This is a genomic window from Candidatus Poriferisocius sp. (assembly GCF_965208475.1).
GTDB lineage: Bacteria > Actinomycetota > Acidimicrobiia > Acidimicrobiales > Bin134 > Poriferisocius.
The window spans coordinates 1,334,933-1,353,938 of record NZ_OZ242338.1 but is presented as its reverse complement, the minus strand read 5'-3'; the positions used below and the strand labels follow the sequence as shown (position 1 = coordinate 1,353,938).

Genomic DNA, 19,006 nt, shown 5'->3' with positions numbered 1-19,006 from the left:
GATCGAGGTTGGCGCAGGAGCAGGAAGTGGGCAATGTGGGCCTGACCGAGGCCAGCCGGGCGCTCAGTAACGCCTCTGAGGTAATGGCCGGGCTCGTGCAGCGGTTCGGCCCGGCCCGTTTCGGGCCCAAGCCCACCGTGGAGCAGCGCTTCGAGGTGCTGAGCCGCGAGATCGCCTACCAGCAGCTCGCCGGCAAGGCAGCGGGGGCCATATGGGGCCGGGTGCGGGGGCAGATGCCGGAGTGGGCCCCTGGTGCGGTGCTGGCCCTGGGGGAGGCGCCGCTCCGGTCGGCGGGGCTGTCGGGGGCCAAGACCCGGGCGATGCTCGATTTGGCCGCGCACTGCGAGCAGGGCACGTTGGACTTGGCCCGACTGGGCCGGCTCTCCGACCAGGAGGTGATCGACCAGCTCACCCAGGTCTGGGGCATCGGCACATGGACCGCCCAGATGTTCCTGATCTTCTCGCTGCGCCGCCTTGACGTGTGGCCGGTGGGCGACTTCGGGGTGCGCAAGGGATACGGACTGGCCCACGGCTGGACCGAGCCTCCCACCGCCGAGGAATTAGAACCCCTCGGCGACCCCTTCCGCCCCTACCGCAGCGTCGCCGCCTGGTACTGCTGGCGAGCCACCGAGGTCTGAGACCTGAAGCTGCCGGTCTGAAACTAGGAGTGCATCGCGGAATGGCGTGACCCCCTGTGGTTGGTCAATCTGCTATGAGAGTCCGTTGTCCAGTATTGCTGGATGGAGGAGGATCACGAGTATGGCTAGCCGGAGGCGGCACGCGCCCGAGCAGGTTGTGCGCAAGCTCAGGGAGGCTGACCGGCTGTTGGGCGAGGGCGCGTCGGTCGCGGATGTGGCCCGGCGCCTGGATGTGTCGGAGGCCGCGTTTCACCGGTGGCGCGACGACGTGCCGGTTCCAGTTCATGGGGGGTCGGCAGGCGAGGATGGTGGTCCTGCAAGCTGGGTTAGAGTCCGTGGTCGATATCGGTCCCGGACTCAGGGGATCTGTCGGTGGGGGAGCGTACACTTGTCTGTTGTTCCAGCCGGGCGTGCGCGGCGTAGACGAATGCTCTCAGGCTGGGATAGTCCATGGTGTAGTCGTCGAATTCTGCGGGTTCGATTTCGTCGAACTGGGCTAGGGCTCTCAGTAGCAGATGGGGGCGGAAGCCCAGGTCTTTCCGTCCGGCCAGCTCGCAGAGTTCTTCTATGCTGAACCGCTCAGCCAGTGATTGGAAGTCCACATAGTCGCGTGCTTCGGCGCGGGCTCCCAGGGCCAGCACTTTGTCGGCGGCCAGTTCTGGTGTTGCCAAGACCGGGCCCTCGGTGGTGGCCCGGGCTGGGAGCAGCCGATAGTCGGTGGCGAGGTCGATTGCTGTGGACTCGGCGCCGGATTCGATCTGGAGCCTGGCGAACGTCGTCTCCACCCGCCAGGGGGTGACCTTCAGCCCGTCGGCTTCGAGGGCGGCACGGGCTGCTTCGTACAGTTCGGTGACGTCGTTGGGGTGCGGGGCAAAGAAGTCCAAGTCGTTGGTAGGCCGCTGCACAACGCCGCTGGCGATCAACGCCCCTCCGCCGGCCAATGCGAAAGCCCCGGACTCGGGCAGATCCGAGATGATGCGCCGGACGCGCTGTTGAAGGTCGGTGAGCACCAGTGCTAGCCGATGAGCCCCTGCTGGGTGAGCCAGCGGCTCCACGCCAGTCGCACGTGCGGCGACAGGTACAGCTCTTCCCAAATCTCGACCAGCACATCGAGATCGATGAACCACCGCACGTCCTCGTCGAGGCCCTCCGTCATCACCCTCGCATAGACACGGCGCAGGCTTCGGGGACGGCCCAAGTCGTAGGTGTAGGGCGGGCTCCAAGCGATATGGGCGGGCAGCTTCACCACACCCGTCGCCTTGGGAAGCGTCCGGTCTTCCATGTCGTCGGGAATCGACACCGGCATACGGCTCAACGGCCTCACCTGACCAGCCATGCCACCAATCATAGACCCGCCAACAGAAAACCCGCCGCCACCAAAACTGGCCCTGCGGCCATCAGATACTTGACAGCCGCGACCCCTGAAACTGAGGTTCCCTCTGAGCTTCCCCCCTAATCGTGGAGAGGTGCTCTATGAGGAGAGTCATGCCGCGTATGCGAAGAGAGTTCGATCCGGAGTTCCGTGCGGGGGCTGTTCGGATCGTCGAAGAGACCGGCTGTCCGGTGGCCCCTAGGGGTGCCCGCCACCGGGACTGTTGCCTGCCGTCAGCGGTCTGTCCCTACTGTCTCCACCGCTTCTGTTGCCGGGCTGCGATGGGGACCGGCCCCGTGTGTACTTATTTTCGACCAGGAGGGGTTAGGGGCCGAGGAGGGCGGCGGGGATGACGGCTGTGCCGTCGGTGCGTCGGTAGGCGGTTGGTCCGGTGGTGATGATGGCGGCGTCGAGGAGGTCGTCGGCCGATCTCGCTGCGGAGCCAGTTGAGGTGGCGCACATCTTTGCTGCTCACGGTTTGGGTGAGCTTGGTTTCGACGGCGACTACCCGGTCGTCGGGACGGGCGACGATGAAGTCGATACTGGCGCCATCCTCAGAATCTACGGCGGCCTAGCCTGGTCCCCCGGTTGAATTCACAGAGTGGAGCTGGGGGGAATCGAACCCCCGTCCGCTGGGCGGCGCCTGGCTGTGATACGACCATTCCCGGTGTGCGGCGTCGATGGCAGCCGCACCGCCGGGTCGGGCAGCCCCCGCTAGGGGGCCCGCCACCGAGTCTGTTCCCCGGAGTCAGCGGTCTTTCCCGCCGTCAGTGGTCTGTCCCGACTGTCTCCACCGCTTCTGTTGCCGGGCTGCGATGGACCGGCCCCGCGTGCCGTTGCCGGTCGCGATGACTCTCTACACCTGATGGATCAGGCTGCGAGAGGGACACGGTCAGTGTCGGTTATTTGGTTGCCCCGTTTTGCGAGTCTGAGCAACTCGGGTCGCACAGCGCAGCCCCCGGTCCCAACGTCGAAACCGATCAGCCCCGTGTGCACTTGTTGTCAAGGTGCTCCGCCATGATACCGGCTTGTCCAGGCCGCGGGTCCCAGGATTTGTCTGTGCGGCATCGAGGTGTCGGGCCGACCAGGCAGAATTGCCGGTCAGCCCTGTTGGGCCGCTCGGCCCAACTCGCGGCGGGCTTCGCGGCGGGCGTCTTGTTCGGAGATGGCTTGGCGCTTGTCGGCCCGGCGGCGGCCTCGGGCCAGCCCGAGGAGCACTTTGGCCCGGCCCTTTGTGAAGTAGAGCGAAAGGGGCACCATTGTCAGGCGATCTTGTTCGAGGCGGGCCTTGATGCGATTGAGCTCGCCCCGGTGCAACAGCAGCTTCTTGGGCCGGTCGGGGTCGTGGCCAGTGGCACCGTCAGCGTGGGAGTAAGGGGCGATGTGCAGCGACTGGAGCCACAGCTCGCCATCGGCCATGCGGGCGTACGACTCGGTGAGCGTCGCGTTGGACTCCCGCAGCGACTTCACCTCCGAGCCCACCAGCACCAGGCCGGCCTCGTACTCGTCGATGATCTCGTAGTCCCGCCGGGCGCGGCGATTGGTGGCCACCACCTTGGCGCGCTCCTGGACGCTGCTTGATTCCGGCTTGCTTGCGGCCATCAGCTCACGGTACCCGGGCAGCAGGGGAGGGGCAGCGGCAATTCACCGGTAGTCTGGGCGCCGTGGCCGACCAGAGAGACATGTCGACAAGCGACCCGGTCGGCGATCTTGGCGGGCAGAATCCGTGGGACGGCTTCCGGTCTGGTTTCGCGACGTTCTTGGGGCGGCCCAACTCCGGCAAGTCTTCCCTGGTCAACGCCATTGTGGGCACCAAGGTGGCCATCGTGTCCGACAAGGCCCAGACCACCCGGCACGCCATTCGGGGGGTGCTGCACCGCGACGAGGTGCAGGTGGTGTTTGTGGACACCCCCGGTATCCACAAGCCCCGCACCGCGCTGGGCGAGCGCCTCAACGCCACCGCGGCCGACGCGGCCGGCGGTGTGGATGTGGTGTGCCTTTGCATCGACGCCACCCGGCCGCTGGGCCGGGGCGACCGGCTCATAGCCGAGCAGCTCAGCGGCGACTCCATCGTGGTGGTGACCAAGATCGACGCCGCCCCCCGCTCCAAGGTGGTGGCCCAGTTGGCTGCGGCCGGTGAGCTGGGGTTCGCCGAGTACTTTCCCACCTCAGCCCGTACCGGCAAGGGGGTGGGCGCCCTCGTCGAGCGGCTGTGCGAGATCATGCCGCCCGGTCCGCCGCTGTATCCGCCCGACATGGTGCGCGACATGCCCGAGGCCCACTGGGTGGCCGAGTTGGTGCGCGAGCAGCTCTTGGCTGCAACCCGCGAGGAGCTGCCCCACTCCATCACCGTGGCGGTGACCGAATGGGAGTGGCCCCGCATCAAGGTGGAGATACTGGTGGAGCGCGAGTCCCAGAAGCCCATGGTGATCGGCAAGAAGGGCTCAGTGTTGAAGAACGTAGGCACCGCGGCCCGGGCCCAGCTTCCCAAGGGCGTGTTCTTAGAACTGCACGTTGGGGTGGAGAAAAACTGGCAGCGCCGCCCTGAGATGCTCGATCGCTTCGGCTACGGGCCGGGGTCTATGGCCAGCCCCGATCTGTAGCGGCCGTCATTCAGACTCCGTCCCGGATCATCCTCAACAGGGAGACGGCTCGGTGGCGGTCGGCGGTGCGGGGGAAGGGGGGCAGGGCGTCGACCAGCGTCCAGCGGTAGCCGGCCCGGGCCATTCGGGAGTCGAGCACTGCCACCACCCCCCGGTCGTCGCCCCGGCGGATGAGACGCCCGGCGCCTTGGGCCAGCCGGGTGGCGGCCCGGGGCAGGTCGACGACCCGGAAGGCGTTGCCGCCATAGCGCTCCCGCCGGGCCTCCAGCAGGGGGTCGTCGGGCCGGGGGAACGGCAGGCGGTCGATGGTCACCAGGGACAGCGACTCGCCGGGCACGTCCACCCCTTGCCACATGCTCATGGTGGCGAACAGGCAGCTCTCCACCTCGGCGGTGAAGCGCCGCAGCAGCTCCGGTTTGGGCAAGTCGCGCTGGGTGTAGATGGGGAAGTCGAGCTGCTCTCGCAGCACTTCGGCGGCCCGGTCCATGGCCCGGTAGCTGGTGAACAGGGCCAGGGTGCGGCCACCGGCGGCGGTGATCAACGCGGCCAGCTCCTCATGGAGGGCCGGCTCGTAGCCAGGCTTGCGGGGATCGGGCAGGTGTCGGGCGCAATACAGCAACCCATTGGCCTCATAGTCGAACGGGCTGCCCACGTCGATGGCGCGGTGATCGTCGGGGTCGAGGCCCAGCACCTCGCCCAGGTTCATGGGGATGGTGGCGCTGGTCAGCACCGCGGTGGTGTGCTCCCATAGGTGCTCGGTCAAGAGCTGGCCCAGTTGTATGGGGGCTATTCGCCAAGCGGGTGACGACTCGGTGCCCGATACCCAGGCGACCTCGGAGGGTTTGGCGTCTATTGCCCGGTTCAGATCCTCGGCCAAGGCCCCGGTGGCCAGTACCGCCCGCAGTTTGCGGGGACCCACATCGCTGGGTCCGTCATCGGGCACCGCCCGCAGTTCTGCTGCCGCCTGTTCCACCCGACCCCGGGCCAGCACCGCGGCATCATGAAGCTCGGTGGGCAAGGGAGCGGGCAGCGGCTTGTCCCGGAACGGGGCCAGGGCATCTCTCAGCCGCACGCCGGCATCCTCGAGGTCGCCCGCCGCGGCCGATTCGGCCACCACCGCTCGGACGCTGCGGGCCAACTCGTCGAACCGGCCTCCGCTCAGCGACAGTCCGGCGGTGTCGGAAACGATGTCTTCCAGGCCATGGGCCTCGTCGATGACCACCGTGTCGTGTTCGGGCAGGATCGGAGTGTCGCTGAACAGGTGCAGGCAGTAGAGATGGGTGTTCACCACCACGATGTCGGCCACGTCAGCCCGGTGGCGGGCCTTCTCAGCGAAGCAACTCGACCCCGAGGGGCAGCGCTGCGCCCCCGGACACTCCCGGCCCGACACGCTGAGGGCATCCCATGCCGCCGCCGAGGGCTCGAAGTCGAGTTCGGCCCGGTCGCCGGTGTCAGTCTGCTGGGCCCACGCGGCCAGCCGGGAAATCTGCGCCCTAGGTCCGTCGGCGACGCCCAGGCTCAGCTGCTTGTCGTCGATGTGCTCCTTCAGGCGTTGCAAGCACAGGTAGTTGGACCGGCCCTTGAGCACGGCGAAGCGCACCGGCAGGCCCAGAGCGTCGGCCAATTGGGGGAGGTCTTTGTCGACGAGCTGGTCTTGAAGGGTCTTGGTGGCGGTGGCCACCACCGACGGGCCTTCGCCCAGTACCAGGGGAACCAGATAGGCCAGCGACTTGCCGGTTCCGGTGCCTGCTGCCACCACCAGATGGCGGCCCGAATCCATCGCTTCGGCCACCGCCTCGCTCATGTCCCGCTGGCCCGGTCGACGCTCTCCTCCGCCGTCCAACGACGACACGGCTGCCTCAAGGGCTTCCTCGACGGCAATGATTTCCGGCATCGCCCCGACGCTAGCGGTGGCCAGTGCCGCAGTTGTGGTGAATCGATATTGACAAGACTCTGCCGATAAGACTGCTCCGCATCCTGTCGGCAGCCGCGGGGGAGTACCGTGCAGGTGTGGGCGTGTCCGACCATGGCCTTGACCTAAGCCGGATTCCCCGCCATGTCGGCTGCGTCATGGATGGCAACGGGCGCTGGGCCGAGCAGCGGGGCATGGCCCGTACCGAGGGCCACGAGCAGGGCGAGCACGCCCTTTTCGATGTGATCGAGGGAGCGCTGGAGCTGGGCATCGAATGGCTCACGGTTTACGCCTTCTCCACGGAGAACTGGAACCGCCCTGACGACGAGGTCCGCTTCTTGTTGAACTTCAACCGCACCATCCTGCGGCGGCGCTGCGACGAGCTGAACGAGATGGGAGTGCGGATCCGTTTCGTGGGACGCCGCGACTGGCGGGTGCCCAAGGGCCTCATCAGGGAGATGGACGAGGCCATAGAGCTCACCCATAACAACAATCGGATGACGCTGGTGATCGCCTTCAACTACGGCGGCCGGGCCGAGATCGTGGATGCGGTGCGCCGCATCGCCGCCCAGCGGATCCCGGCCCGGATGATCAACGAGCGGACTATCGTCCGCCATCTCTACGACCAGGAGATGCCCGAGCCTGATCTGATCATCCGCACCTCGGGGGAATACCGGATCTCCAACTTCTTGCTGTGGGAGCTGGCCTACTCAGAGTTGGTGTTCTCCGACGTGTTGTGGCCCGACTTCACCCGACGCGATCTGTTTGCCGCCATTGCCGAGTACCAGCACCGCCACCGCCGCTTCGGCCGGGTGAGGTAAGGGGTACCCGGCGAGCCCCCCCGCCGGACCAGTTAGTGAGATACTGGCGCCGGTGAGCCTCTATCGGGACCAGGGCATCGTGCTTCGCACCTACAAGTTGGGCGAGGCCGACCGCATCGTGGTGTTCTGCACCCGGGACCACGGCAAGGTGCGGGCGGTGGCCAAGGGGGTGCGCAAGACCCGCAGTCGGTTCGGGGGGCGCCTCGAGCCCACCAGCCATGTGCAGCTCCAGCTCCACCGGGGTCGAAGCGAGCTCGACATCGTGACCCAGACCGAGTCGGTGGACCAGTTCCGGGCGGTGCGGGAGGACTTGGACCGGCTGGGCAAGGCCATGGCCATGTTGGAGGCGGTCGACCGGGTGGGGGTCGACCGGGAGTCCGACGGCGCGCTGTACCGGATGCTGCTCGGCGGGCTGCGGGCCCTGGACGCGAGCGACTCCCCGCTGGTAGTGCCCGCCTTCTACCTCAAGCTCCTGGCCCACGACGGGGTGGGCCCCGAGGTGGGCGGGTGCGCATCGTGCGGGGCCACCGACGATCTGGTTTCTTTCGACTACGGCAGCGGTGGCGTGCTGTGCCGCAACTGCCGCCGCGGATCCCCGCTATCACCCGATGCGCTGGACTTGATGCGCATGGTACTGGGCGGCAGCCTCAGCGCCGCGCTGGCCGCGCCCCCCTCGCCGGCCACCGGCGAAGTGCAGCACCTCGCCACCACCGCCATGGAACACCACCTAGAACGCCGCCTCCGTGCCGCCAGCGCATATTCCTGATATATCTTGAAAACAGTGGAAAATATAGTTAACGCATCATACCCTGCTGGGCATGTCGCTTCCGGTCTCCCGGTTTCCAGCTTTCAAGCCCGATCAGGTGCTTCGGCTGCTCCGCAGAATCGGATACCAGAAAGTCCGCCAGAGAGGTTCGCACGTTCTACTGAGGGCAGAGGGTAGGCGGCCAATCATCCTCCCACTGCACAAGGGGAGGACGGTGAAGCCCAAGCACTTGCGCGCGATGCTGGCCGACAAGGCGGGGCTATCTGACGACGAGATTGAAGCGCTACTCTGAAGTTTCCGATGGAGGACAGGACATGGCGAAGGTCGTAATCACCAGGGACAACGAAGGCAGCGGAGATTGGCTAGCCGAAGGCGACATCGGCGAGTCCGCCTATTTCGCCAACGCCGCTACCCTTGGAGAACTTGAGACCTTGATCCGAGAAGCCGGAGAATTGGTAGGCGTTGAACCAGAAATTGTCATCGCCCCAGATCCCGTCACCGCCTGATCTAACTCCATATAGCGCCGTTTTCGGTGTCAGTCCTGTCACCGGGGGCCGGTAGCCTGCGGGCCATGAGCAGCGGAGATGTCGCCGAGGGTGCGGGCGACGATGTGATGGACAGGGTGGTGAACCTCTGCAAGCGGCGGGGGTTCGTGTATCAGTCGGCGGAGATATACGGCGGTTTCCGCAGCGCCTATGACTATGGCCCGCTGGGTGTGCTGCTGCTGCGCAACGTGAAGGACGCCTGGTGGCGGACCATGGTGCAGCTCCGCACCGACGTGGTCGGCCTCGACGCCTCCATCCTGTCGCCCCCTGAGGTGTGGGAGGCGTCGGGCCACCTCACCAACTTCACCGACCCCCTGGTTGACTGCCGCAACTGCGGCACTCGCCACCGCGAGGACCAACTCGAGGATTCCGAGGCCTGCCCGAGTTGCGGACAGCGGGGCCAGCTCACCGAGGCCCGGGAGTTCAACCTGATGTTCCGCACCCAGGCTGGCCCGGTGGCCGGGGCCGGGGCCGACGTGTACCTGCGGCCCGAGACCGCCCAGGGCATGTTCATCAACTTCGCCAATGTTTTGAACACCGCGCGCAACAAGCCGCCGTTCGGCATCGCCCAGATCGGCAAGTCGTTCCGCAACGAGATCACACCGGGCAACTTCATCTTCCGCACCCGGGAGTTCGAGCAGATGGAGATGGAGTTCTTCGTGCCCCCCGACGAGGCCGCGGCGTGGTTCGAGTACTGGTGCGGTGCCCGGATGGACTGGTACACCGGCCTGGGGATCCCCGCCGACAGGCTGCGGCTGCGGCCCCACGACTCCGACGAGCTCAGCCACTACTCGGCCGGCACCGCCGATGTGGAGTACCTGTTCCCCTGGGGGTGGGGCGAGCTGGAAGGTATCGCCAACCGCACCGACTACGACCTCACCCAGCACGCCCAGCACTCCGGCGTCGACCTGGACTACTACGACCAGCAGGCTGACGAGCGCTACCGCCCCCACGTGATCGAGCCGGCCGCAGGGGCCACCCGCACGATGATGGCGTTTCTCCTAGCCGCCTATGACACCGAGGAGGTGCGGGGGGAGACCCGCACCGTGCTGCGGCTGCACCCCCGGCTGGCACCCTACAAGGCGGCGGTGCTGCCCCTGTCGAAGAAGCCCGAGCTCCAGGCGGTGTCCGAGGAGGTGCTGGGCTTGCTCCGGCCCCGGTGGATGACCGACTACGACGTGACCCAGTCGATCGGCCGCCGCTACCGCCGCCAAGACGAGATCGGCACCCCGTATTGCGTGACCGTGGACTTCGACACCCTGGACGACCGGGACGTGACCGTGCGCGACCGCGACACTATGGACCAAGACCGGGTGCCCATCGACGCCTTGGCCGAGCACCTGGACGCCAAGCTCGGACTGTGAGGCGGACGGGGTGACCAGCCCGGTCGTTGCCATGGTGCAGGCCGCCGAGCGCGGTGATCTGGACCGCACCGAAGCGGTGTTGCGGGTTTCCCCCGACGACGTGGAACACCTTCTCCACGCCAAGATGACCGACGGTCCTTCGGCCCCGGTGGCCGCCCGAGGGGTGGCCGCCTCACCGGGAGCGGCGTCGGGCCGGGTGTGTCTGACCGTGGACTCGGTGTTGGATGCCGAAGACGAGGGCATTCCCGCGGTGTTTGTCCGTCCGTTCACCACCCCGGCCGATGAGGTGGCCATGTCGGCCGCGGCAGCCATCGTCACCGCCAAAGGGGGCATGGCCAGCCACGCGGCGGTTATTGCCCGGGGTTGGGGCATCCCCGCGGTGGTGGGGGTTGAGACCCTGGCCGTGGATGTCGTCGGGGGAGCAGCCCGACTGGGCGATGTGGAGCTGCGCGACGGCGACCCCATCACCATCGACGGATCGGCGGGCACGATCATGCTGGGCGCCGCCGAGGTGGGCTCAGTGGAGGTTCCCGGCGAGCTGTTCACCTTGCTGGGGTGGGCCGACGAGCTGCGGGGAGGGCGCCTGGCCGTGCGGGCCAACGCCGACGACGCCGCCTCTGCCCGGCTGGCCCGCCAATTCGGGGCAACCGGGGTGGGGCTGTGTCGGACGGAGCACATGTTCTTGGGGGAGCGGTTGCCGCTGATTCAACGGGCCATCACCGACGGCGGAAGGGCGTCACTGGACGCTCTGGTCGAAGTCCAGGTGGACGATCTCGTCGAGCTGTTGGGAGTCATGGACGGTCTGCCGGTGACCGTCCGCCTGCTCGACCCGCCCCTGCACGAATTTCTGCCCGATCACCCGGAGTTGGCCGAGAGCAATCCCATGCTCGGTGTGCGGGGCGCCCGGTTGGGGGTGCTGCGCCCTGAGCTGTACCGGGCCCAGGCCGCCGCGGTGGCCGAGGCTGCCGCCCGGCGCGTGGAGGCGGGGGGCGATCCGCGGGTGCAGATCATGGTTCCCCTGGTGGTGGGCGGCCCTGAGCTGGCCCATGTGAGGGTCGCGGTAACCGACGAGATGGCAGGATTCGAGAGCCGCCTGGGAAGCCGGCCCATCCCGGTGGGGGCCATGATCGAGACACCCCGCTCGGCGCTGGCCGCGGCCGAGCTCGCCGACTGCGCCGACTTCATGTCGGTGGGCACCAATGATCTGACCCAGATGACCTTTGGGTTTTGCCGCGACGACATCGAGGCGAAGATCATGCGCCCCTACATCGAGCACGGCCTGCTGGCGGTCAACCCGTTCGAGACCTTGGATGAATCCGGGGTGGGCAAGTTGGTGGCCGACGCGGTGGTCAGCGCCAGAGCTGCCCAACCGGGAATAGAGATAGGAGTGTGCGGCGAGCACGGCGGCGACCCGGCCTCGATCGCGCTGCTGGCCACCGCGGGGGTGGACTATGTGTCGTGTTCCCCGCACCGGGTGCCCGTGGCCCGCCTGGCGGCGGCCCATGCAGTGATCGCCTCGGGCTCTGGCTAGCGGCTGCCCAAGCTGTCATCAGTTCGGCGTAGTCTCACACTGTGGGCATCCACGACGAAGACGTGGCCCGGGTGAGAGAGGCGACGGACATCGTCGCGGTCATCGGCGAGTACGTACAGCTGAAGCGGGTCGGGCGCCGCTGGCAGGGTCTTTGCCCGTTCCATGCCGAGAAGACCCCGTCGTTCTCGGTGAATGCCGAGATGGGCGTGTACCACTGTTTCGGCTGCAAGGTCAGCGGCGACGCCATCACCTTCGTGCGGGAGGTGGAGCACGCCGATTTCCCCGAGGCGGTGGAGCGCCTGGCCGGTCGCTCGGGGATCGTCCTGCGCTACACGTCGCCCGGCGAGGGGGCCGACCGCTCTAAGCGGGGCAAGCTCACCGAGGCCCTCGAGCAGGCGGTGGAGTGGTACCACCAGCGGCTCTTGACCGCCCCCGACGCCGGTTTGGCCCGGCGCTACTTGCGAGAACGGGGCTACGACGGCGACGTGGTGCGCCAGTACAAGCTGGGATGGGCGCCCGACGAATGGGATGCTTTGGCATCAGATCTGGGGGTGGGAGCCGACGGGGGCATGTCAGTGCAGGTGTTCTCCGACGCCGGTCTGGGGTTCCGCAACAAGGGCAGGCGCATACAGGACAGCTTCCGGGCTCGGCTGCTCTTCCCCATCTTCGACCCCAGTGGCAAGCCGGTGGGATTCGGCGGGCGGGTGCTGCCCGGCGGGGAGGGTCCCAAGTACAAGAACTCGGTGGACAACGCCGTCTATCGCAAGTCCCGAGTGCTGTACGGCTTGAACTGGGCCAAGCAGGACATCGTGAACGCCGGCGAAGTGATCGTGTGCGAGGGCTACACCGACGTGATCGGCTTCGCCCAAGCGGGCATCTCCCGAGCGGTGGCCACCTGCGGCACGGCCCTAACTGAGGACCACGTGCGGGTGCTGCGGCGGTTCGCCCCCCGCATCGTTTTGGCCTTTGATGCCGACTCGGCCGGCCAGACCGCGGCCGAGCGCTTCTCCCAATGGGAGCACGCCTTCGAGCTGGAGGTGGCGGTGGCCGACCTCCCCCCGGGGGCCGACCCCGGTGAACTGGCCCAGAATGACCCCGAGCGACTGGTGGCCGCGGTGGATGGTGCGATGGACTTCATGGACTTCCGTATCAACCGGGTGCTGGGTGATGCCGACCTGGGCACCGTCAAGGGCCAGGTTCGGGCAGGGGAGCGGGCCGCCCGGCTGGTGGCCGAGCACCCCAATCCCGAGATCCGGGACAAGTACCTGGTGGAAATAGCGGATCGGTGTTCGGTCAGCGCCGACCATCTGCGGGGGGTGGTGGCCGGTGCCCGCCGCAGCGGCACCCCAAAGGGGTCCCGCCCCGCAGCCGACGACGCCCCCCACCCGGCCGGCGCAGGCGACGAGCGCGGCGGTGACCGCGGTGACTACTCGGTTTACGGGGGCAACGGGGCAGACGGGAGCCCCGACAGCCTCCCGCCCAACAATGTGGAGCGCCAGGTGCTGTGGCTGGCCGCCCACGAGCCCGGTGGGGTGTGGTCGGAGATCGTCCCTGAGATGTTCCACCATTCGCTGTACCGGAGCGTGTTCGAGGCTTTGCTGGAGTACCCCGACATAGACACGCTCTTGGCTGAGGCCGAGCCGAGCGTGACGGCCTTCATGCGGGAGCTGCTGGTGGACGAAGACGAGGGGCTGAGAGACAGCGCGCGCCGCCAGCAGGTGGTCATGGCGATTTTGCTGCATGAGTCGGCCGAGCGGGAACTGGCCTACCTCGAGCGCCAAGCCCGAACCGGGTCGGCCGACGAAGACCTGATGCGCCGGGTAGCGAGCCTGAAGACGGCGATGGACAAGCTCCGCGGGTCGGAGTGGGCATCTGATCCGGCCCGAGCGCTGCTGGAGCTGCTGCGTCCGGGGGTGTAGGTGGGGGCCTAGAAGTCCTCGTCGAAGGCGACGTCGCCCTCGACGCCCACCTGGTAGGAGGCCACGGTGCGCTCGAAGAAGTTGGTGAGCTCCTGCACGTCTTGGAGCTCCATGAACGAGAACGGGTTCTTGGCGCCGAACTGCTTGGGCAGGCCGAGTTGGGCCAGGCGCTGGTCGGCCACGAACTCCAGGTAGCGGCGGGTGTCGGCCACCGACATGCCGGGCACGCCCTGGCCCAGCAGATCCTCGGCAAACTGGTGCTCGCAGTCCACCGCCTCGGAGATCATGGTGGCTACCTGCTCGCTCAGCTCGGCGTCGAACAGATCGGGCTCCTCGACCCGCACGGTGTTGACCACCTCCAAGGCGAAGTTCATGTGGCAGCTCTCGTCGCGGAACACCCAGTTGGTGCCGGCGGCCAGTCCGTTCAACAGCCCCTTGGACCGCAGGAAGTACACGTAGGCGAACGCGGCGAAGAAGAACAGCCCCTCGATGCAGGTGGCGAAGCAGATCAGGTTCAACAGGAACTGCCGCCGCTGCTGGGGGGTTTCGCACTGCTCGATGTCGTCCATCGAGTTCATCCACCGGAAGCAGAACTCGGCCTTCTTGCGGATGGAGGGGATGTTGTCGATGGCCGCGAAGGCGGCCTCCCGCTCGGCGAGGTCGGGGATGTAGTTGTCGAGCAGGGTCAGATAGAACTGAACGTGCAGCGCCTCCTCGTAAAGCTGCCGGGACAGGTACATCCGAGCCTCGGGGGAGTTGATGTGGCCGTAGAGGTTAAGCACCAGGTTGTTGGCCACGATGGAGTCCCCGGTGGCGAAGAACGCCACCAGCCGGCTCACCAGGTGCTTCTCCGCGGGCAAAAGGGTGCGCTCCAAATCGACCAGGTCGTCGGAGAAGTCGATCTCATCCACCGTCCAGGTGTTCTTGATGGCGTCGCGGTACATGTCGTAGAACTGCGGGTAGCGCATGGGGCGCAGCGTCAGATTGAATCCGGGATCGAGGATGCGCCCGTTTGCCGGTGCGGCCAGAGGGGCTGGCCCGGGGTCGGGGGCGGAGCCCAGTTCTTCGGTGCGGAAGGGGGTTTCAGCTAGTGCCATCAGTCGCATGCCTCGCAGGTCTCGGGGTTCTCCAGGGAGCAGGCCACGGCCTCTTCGTCGGGTACCGGGGCGGCGGCGGCATCCGGCGCTCCGGAGGTGGTCTGGTTGATCCGGGTCGCCGGGCGGGAACGCAGGTAGTAGGTGGTCTTCAGCCCCGCCTGCCAGGCGTGCCGGTACATGGAGCTGAGCTTGCCGATGGTGGGCGACTCCATGAACAGGTTCAGCGATTGGGACTGATCGATGTATGCCCCCCGGTCGGCGGCCATGTCGATGAGCGACCGCTGGGGGATCTCCCAGGCGGTGCGGTACACCGCCTTCAAACCGTTGGGGATGCGGTCGATGCTGGCCACCGACCCCTCTGATCGCTTCACGTCGGCGATCATCTGGTCGTCCCAAAGTCCCAGCTTTTGGAGGTCGTTCACCAGGTATCGGTTGATCTGCAAGAACTCCCCGGAGAGGGTCTCCCGCTTGAACAGGTTGGACACCTGGGGCTCGATGCACTCGAAACAGCCGGCAATGGAGGCGATGGTGGCGGTGGGGGCGATGGCGATGAGCAGGGAGTTGCGCAGACCGTGCTCGGCGATGCGGTCCCGCAGCGTCTGCCACCGAGCCGGGTCGGATGATTCCTTGTCCCACAGGTCGAACTGGAGGTGGCCATCGGCTGCCCGGGTCTCGGAGAAGGTCGGATGGGGGCCGTGCTTTTCGGCCAGCACGGTGGAGGCCCACAGGGCGTTGAAGTAGATCTCCTCGGAGATGCGGGCCGACAGACGGCGGGCCTCGTCGCTGTCGAACGGCAGCGCCAGGTGGAAGAAGACATCTTGAAGCCCCATCAGGCCCAGCCCAACCGGACGCCACTTGGCATTGGAGTTGGCCGCCTCGGGGGTGGGGTAGAAGTTGATGTCGATCACCCGGTCCAAGAAGGGGACCACCGAGCGGACTACCTCGCCGAGCCGCTCGAAATCCATCTTGCCGCCGTCGGTGTCTACGAACGCTCCCAGGTTGACCGACCCCAGGTTGCACACTGCGGTCTCGTCGGCGCTGGTGACCTCGATGATCTCGGTGCAAAGGTTGGACAAGTGTACCGTGCGCCCTTCTTTGCCGGTCTGGTTGCAGCGCAGGTTGGAGGCATCTTTGAACGTCATCCAGCCGTTGCCGGTCTGGGCCAGACTCCGCATCATGCGGCTGTAGAGCTGGCGGGCGGGAAGCTGGCACTCGTACAGCCCGGCGGCCTCGGCCTCCTCATAGGCATCCCGGAACTCCTCGCCGTAGAGGTCGGTGAAGTGGGGCACCTTCTTGGGGTCGAACAGCGACCACTGCCAGTCTTTCTCCACCCGCTCCATGAACAGGTCGGGAATCCAGTTGGCCAGGTTCAGATTGTGGGCCCGCCGGTTGTGGTCGCCGGTGTTCTCCTTGAGCTCCAGGAAGTCCTCGATGTCGGCGTGCCAGCTCTCCAGATACACGCAGGCCGCGCCCTTGCGCTTGCCGCCCTGGTTGACGGCGGCCACCGAGCTGTCCAGGGTCTTGAGCCACGGCACGATGCCGTTGGACAGGCCGTTGGTGCCCCGGATGAGCGACCCCTTGGAGCGGATCCGGTGCCAGGCCACGCCGATGCCGCCGGCAAACTTGGACAGCCGGGCGATGTCGGTGTAGCGCTCGTAGATGCCCTCCAAGCTGTCGGCGGGGGAGTCGAGCAGGTAGCACGACGACATCTGGGGGTGGGCGGTGCCCGAGTTGAAAAGCGTCGGGCTCGACGGCAGGTAGGCCAGCGAGCTCATCAGGTCGTAGAAGCCGATGGCCTCCTCGGCGTCGGCCGACAGGCCGCAGGCCACCCGCAGGAAGAAGTACTGGGGGGTCTCGATCACCTGGCGGGTGTCGGGGTGGCGCAGCAGGTAGCGGTCGTACACCGTGCGCAAGCCGAAGAACTCGAAGTTGCGGTCTCTCAGCGAGCTGATGGAGGCATTCAGCGCGGGGGCGTGCTTCTCGGCGAAGTCGGCGGTCTCATCGCTGATCAAGCCCAGGCTGTGGCCGGATTTGATCGATTCGGTGAACCAGGGGATGTTCTGGTTGCGGACCTCCTTGTCGATGCAGGTGGACAGGAGCCGGGCAGCCAGCTTGGAGTAGTTGGGCTCGGTGACGATGAGCCCGGCTGCGGTGCGGATGGAGAGCTCGTCCAGCTCTCGGGTGGTGGCCCCGTCGGCCAGCGCGGATATCGTCCGGGTGGCCACCCGCATAGGGTCGACGCCCACTAGGCCCTCGGCGCAGCGGGCCACGGCGTTGACTATCTTGTTGACGTCCACCGGCTCCAGCTCGCCGTTGCGCTTGCGCACCCGCATCCCGGTGTCACTGGCCCCGTTTTGGCAGGCATCTGCCCCATTAGTGGTCACTGCGGCCAGTGGCTCCTGTACGAGTGTCATCAGTCCCCCCTGAGAACGAGGCTTTTCAGCGGTCAGCGCTAAGTCTCCCCAGTGTAATTACATGGGGAAAATTACGCAATAGTCCTTGCATCTTAGGCCTGTGACCAGCGAGTTCAGAATGGGGCTGGAGAAAGGTGGGCGTGAAGGCGCGCGCGGACTACGCGTCTCGAACGGTCAACTCGGTGGCTTTGAGGGCGGCCCAGCACCGCGAGCCGGCGCGTAGGTCCAGCTCGCCCACCGCTTGGGGTGTGACCCATGCCTGGCAGGGCGCCGGCGCCCCTAGAAGCACCCTGACCCGGTCGCTCTCGGGCTGGATCCGGGACACCTCGGCCTCCCAGGTGTTGCGGGCGCTGGTATGGGGCTGCACGGTCGACAAAGTGACGGCCGCGGGGGAGAAGGTAACCAGCACCGGGCCGGACATCGGCGTGGCCGAGGTGAGGGCGAGGCCGCAGTCGAGGGCCACACGGGTACCGGTGGCGCGGCCCGTGAGCAGGTTCACGTCCAAGAGCCCGGCGGTCCATGGGGTGCGGGGGTCGGCGGCCACCGCCCCGGGGGTTCCTGCCTGCACGATCTGGCCCTGCTCCATCACCAGGAGCTGGTCGGCCAGCACCCGGGTCTCCACCGGGTCGTGGGTGATCAGCACGCGGGTGGCCTCGATGTCGGCTAACAGGTGGCGCACGTCGATGCGGGTCTCAGCGTCGAGGGAGGCCAGGGACTCGTCGAGCAGCAGCACATCGGGGCGGCAGGCCGCGGCCCGGGCCAATGCCACCCGCTGGGCTTGTCCGCCGGAGAGCTCGGCGGGGCGCAAATCGGCCAGGTCGGCCAGGCCAACCTTGTGCAGCCACTCCTCGGCCTGCTGTCGGGCCGGGCGGGAGGCCAAGCCCGCGCACCGCGGGCCGAACGCCACGTTGTCCACCACGCTGAGGTGGGGAAACAGCAGGTTGTGCTGGCTGTGCAGGGCGATGGGTCGGCGGTCGGGGGGCACGTGGATTCCTCGGGCCGGGTCGTCGACCACTTGGCCGGCCAGCACCACCACGCCTTTCTGCACGGGAATCAGTCCGGCCAGCACATGGATAAGAGTGGTCTTGCCCGCGCCGTTGGGGCCGACGATGGCGGTGCAGCTTCCCGCGGGCGCGTCGAACTCGGCCTGGACGGCGAAGTCTCCGGCTGCGGCCCAAATGTCGGCCCGGATGCTCATGGCTGGGAGATCTCCGGCGAGGGCCGATCTTGCCGCCAAGGGGAGCGGGGGGCGATCCAGCGGTGGCGCAGGCCGATGAGCACTAACAGCGACACCCCGATGAGCAGTACCGACATGGCGATGGCCGCCTCGGGCTGCCCGGCCTCGTTGGCCTGGGCAATGGCCAGGGGCAGCGTGCGGGTGCGGCCCGGATGGTTGCCGGCGAAGGTGATGGTGGCGCCGAACTCGCCCAGTGCCCTGGCCCACGACAGGGTGATGCCCGCGGCCAGCGACGGGGCCAGAAGCGGCAGGGTGATCCGGCGCAGCACAGTCCAGCGTCCGGCGCCCAGGGTGGAGGCGGCCGATTCCAGGCGGGGGTCGAGCTGGCGCAGTCCGGCCTCGGCGGTGATCACGAAAAACGGCATCGACACGAATGCGGCGGCGATCACCGCGCCCGCGGTGGTGCCGATGAGGGTGTCCACCCCGAAGCCGTTGTGCAGGGCCCGGCCGATGAGCCCTCGACGGCCGAGGGCGAAGAACAGGGCGATGCCGCCCACCACGGGGGGCATCACCATGGGCAAAAGCACCACGGCCCGCACCAGTGCCCGTCCCCGAAACTCCAGCCGGGCCAGCACCCAGGCCAGAGGCAGCCCCAGCACCACTGACACTCCGGCGGCCACCAGCGACACCACCGCCGACACCCGGAGGGCTTCCAAGGTGGCGGTTTCGCCCAGAGTGGTACCCAGCGAAGACCACGGCGTTCGCTGCAACAGGCCCACCAGGGGCAACGCCAGTACGGCCATCGCGATGACGGCCATCACCAAGACAGCGATCGGTGGCCGGCTGT

The 19,006-nt window shown here is 67.3% G+C and carries 18 protein-coding genes, 1 other RNA gene and 1 pseudogene; 10 read left to right on the top strand and 10 right to left on the bottom strand.

Annotated features, from left to right (window positions below; genetic code table 11):
- Positions 1-26: 26 nt before the first annotated feature.
- Positions 27-638, top strand: coding sequence for a DNA-3-methyladenine glycosylase family protein (locus tag ACOGXA_RS06360; RefSeq protein ID WP_419926433.1), 612 nt, complete (start codon positions 27-29; stop codon positions 636-638).
- 121 nt (positions 639-759) lie between these two features.
- Positions 760-945, top strand: a pseudogene (locus ACOGXA_RS06355) (transposase); the annotation flags it as partial.
- Positions 946-964: 19 nt separating this feature from the next.
- On the opposite strand, the gene ACOGXA_RS06350 reads toward ACOGXA_RS06355, so the two are convergent.
- The 5 genes from ACOGXA_RS06350 to smpB form a co-directional block, all read right to left on the bottom strand.
- A complete protein-coding gene (locus tag ACOGXA_RS06350; RefSeq protein ID WP_419926432.1) occupies positions 965-1,648 on the bottom strand; it encodes a nucleotidyl transferase AbiEii/AbiGii toxin family protein in 684 nt (227 codons plus the stop codon).
- Between the two features lie 5 nt (positions 1,649-1,653).
- On the bottom strand, positions 1,654-1,974 hold the full coding sequence (locus ACOGXA_RS06345) for a hypothetical protein (RefSeq protein ID WP_419926431.1): 321 nt from the start codon (positions 1,972-1,974) through the stop codon (positions 1,654-1,656).
- Between the two features lie 360 nt (positions 1,975-2,334).
- On the bottom strand, positions 2,335-2,472 hold the full coding sequence (locus ACOGXA_RS06340; RefSeq protein ID WP_419926430.1) for a hypothetical protein: 138 nt from the start codon (positions 2,470-2,472) through the stop codon (positions 2,335-2,337).
- Positions 2,473-2,609: 137 nt separating this feature from the next.
- Positions 2,610-2,998: a transfer-messenger RNA gene (gene ssrA / locus ACOGXA_RS06335) on the bottom strand.
- A gap of 113 nt (positions 2,999-3,111) precedes the next feature.
- Positions 3,112-3,612: an SsrA-binding protein SmpB gene (gene smpB / locus ACOGXA_RS06330; protein ID WP_419926429.1), complete on the bottom strand. Its 501-nt coding sequence runs from the start codon at positions 3,610-3,612 to the stop codon at positions 3,112-3,114.
- 62 nt (positions 3,613-3,674) lie between these two features.
- Here smpB and era point away from each other — a divergent pair, with 62 nt between their 5' ends.
- The gene (gene era, locus ACOGXA_RS06325) at positions 3,675-4,613 is read left to right on the top strand and encodes a GTPase Era (RefSeq protein ID WP_419926428.1); all 939 of its coding nucleotides are present in this window, start codon (positions 3,675-3,677) and stop codon (positions 4,611-4,613) included.
- A 10-nt stretch (positions 4,614-4,623) separates the two neighbouring features.
- On the opposite strand, the gene ACOGXA_RS06320 is transcribed toward era, so the two are convergent.
- Positions 4,624-6,507: an ATP-dependent DNA helicase gene (locus tag ACOGXA_RS06320; RefSeq protein WP_419926427.1), complete on the bottom strand. Its 1,884-nt coding sequence runs from the start codon at positions 6,505-6,507 to the stop codon at positions 4,624-4,626.
- Between the two features lie 116 nt (positions 6,508-6,623).
- On the opposite strand from ACOGXA_RS06320, the gene uppS reads away from it, so the two are divergent.
- From uppS to dnaG, 7 genes are all read left to right on the top strand, one after another.
- The gene (gene uppS, locus ACOGXA_RS06315; RefSeq protein ID WP_419926426.1) at positions 6,624-7,346 is read left to right on the top strand and encodes a polyprenyl diphosphate synthase; all 723 of its coding nucleotides are present in this window, start codon (positions 6,624-6,626) and stop codon (positions 7,344-7,346) included.
- 52 nt (positions 7,347-7,398) lie between these two features.
- The gene (recO, locus tag ACOGXA_RS06310) at positions 7,399-8,112 is read left to right on the top strand and encodes a DNA repair protein RecO (RefSeq protein ID WP_419926425.1); all 714 of its coding nucleotides are present in this window, start codon (positions 7,399-7,401) and stop codon (positions 8,110-8,112) included.
- A 52-nt stretch (positions 8,113-8,164) separates the two neighbouring features.
- On the top strand, positions 8,165-8,404 hold the full coding sequence (locus ACOGXA_RS06305; RefSeq protein WP_419926424.1) for a type II toxin-antitoxin system HicA family toxin: 240 nt from the start codon (positions 8,165-8,167) through the stop codon (positions 8,402-8,404).
- Between the two features lie 22 nt (positions 8,405-8,426).
- Positions 8,427-8,618: a hypothetical protein gene (locus tag ACOGXA_RS06300; RefSeq protein ID WP_419926423.1), complete on the top strand. Its 192-nt coding sequence runs from the start codon at positions 8,427-8,429 to the stop codon at positions 8,616-8,618.
- Between the two features lie 65 nt (positions 8,619-8,683).
- The gene (locus ACOGXA_RS06295; RefSeq protein WP_419926422.1) at positions 8,684-10,021 is read left to right on the top strand and encodes a glycine--tRNA ligase; all 1,338 of its coding nucleotides are present in this window, start codon (positions 8,684-8,686) and stop codon (positions 10,019-10,021) included.
- Between the two features lie 10 nt (positions 10,022-10,031).
- A complete protein-coding gene (locus ACOGXA_RS06290; RefSeq protein WP_419926421.1) occupies positions 10,032-11,552 on the top strand; it encodes a putative PEP-binding protein in 1,521 nt (506 codons plus the stop codon).
- Positions 11,553-11,593: 41 nt separating this feature from the next.
- A complete protein-coding gene (dnaG, locus tag ACOGXA_RS06285) occupies positions 11,594-13,471 on the top strand; it encodes a DNA primase (RefSeq protein ID WP_419926420.1) in 1,878 nt (625 codons plus the stop codon).
- Positions 13,472-13,479: 8 nt separating this feature from the next.
- Here dnaG and ACOGXA_RS06280 read toward each other — a convergent pair whose 3' ends face one another.
- From ACOGXA_RS06280 to modB, 4 genes are all read right to left on the bottom strand, one after another.
- Positions 13,480-14,439 (bottom strand): ribonucleotide-diphosphate reductase subunit beta, encoded by a 960-nt coding sequence (locus ACOGXA_RS06280; protein WP_419927054.1) that lies wholly within the window; start codon positions 14,437-14,439, stop codon positions 13,480-13,482.
- A 128-nt stretch (positions 14,440-14,567) separates the two neighbouring features.
- The gene (locus ACOGXA_RS06275) at positions 14,568-16,982 is read right to left on the bottom strand and encodes a ribonucleoside-diphosphate reductase subunit alpha (RefSeq protein WP_419926419.1); all 2,415 of its coding nucleotides are present in this window, start codon (positions 16,980-16,982) and stop codon (positions 14,568-14,570) included.
- Between the two features lie 157 nt (positions 16,983-17,139).
- Positions 17,140-18,180: a sulfate/molybdate ABC transporter ATP-binding protein gene (locus tag ACOGXA_RS06270; protein WP_419926418.1), complete on the bottom strand. Its 1,041-nt coding sequence runs from the start codon at positions 18,178-18,180 to the stop codon at positions 17,140-17,142.
- Complete coding sequence (modB, locus tag ACOGXA_RS06265; RefSeq protein ID WP_419926417.1) at positions 18,177-18,977, bottom strand: molybdate ABC transporter permease subunit; 801 nt, start codon at positions 18,975-18,977, stop codon at positions 18,177-18,179. Before modB ends, ACOGXA_RS06270 begins: the two co-directional genes overlap by 4 nt.
- Between the last annotated feature and the right edge of the window lie 29 nt (positions 18,978-19,006).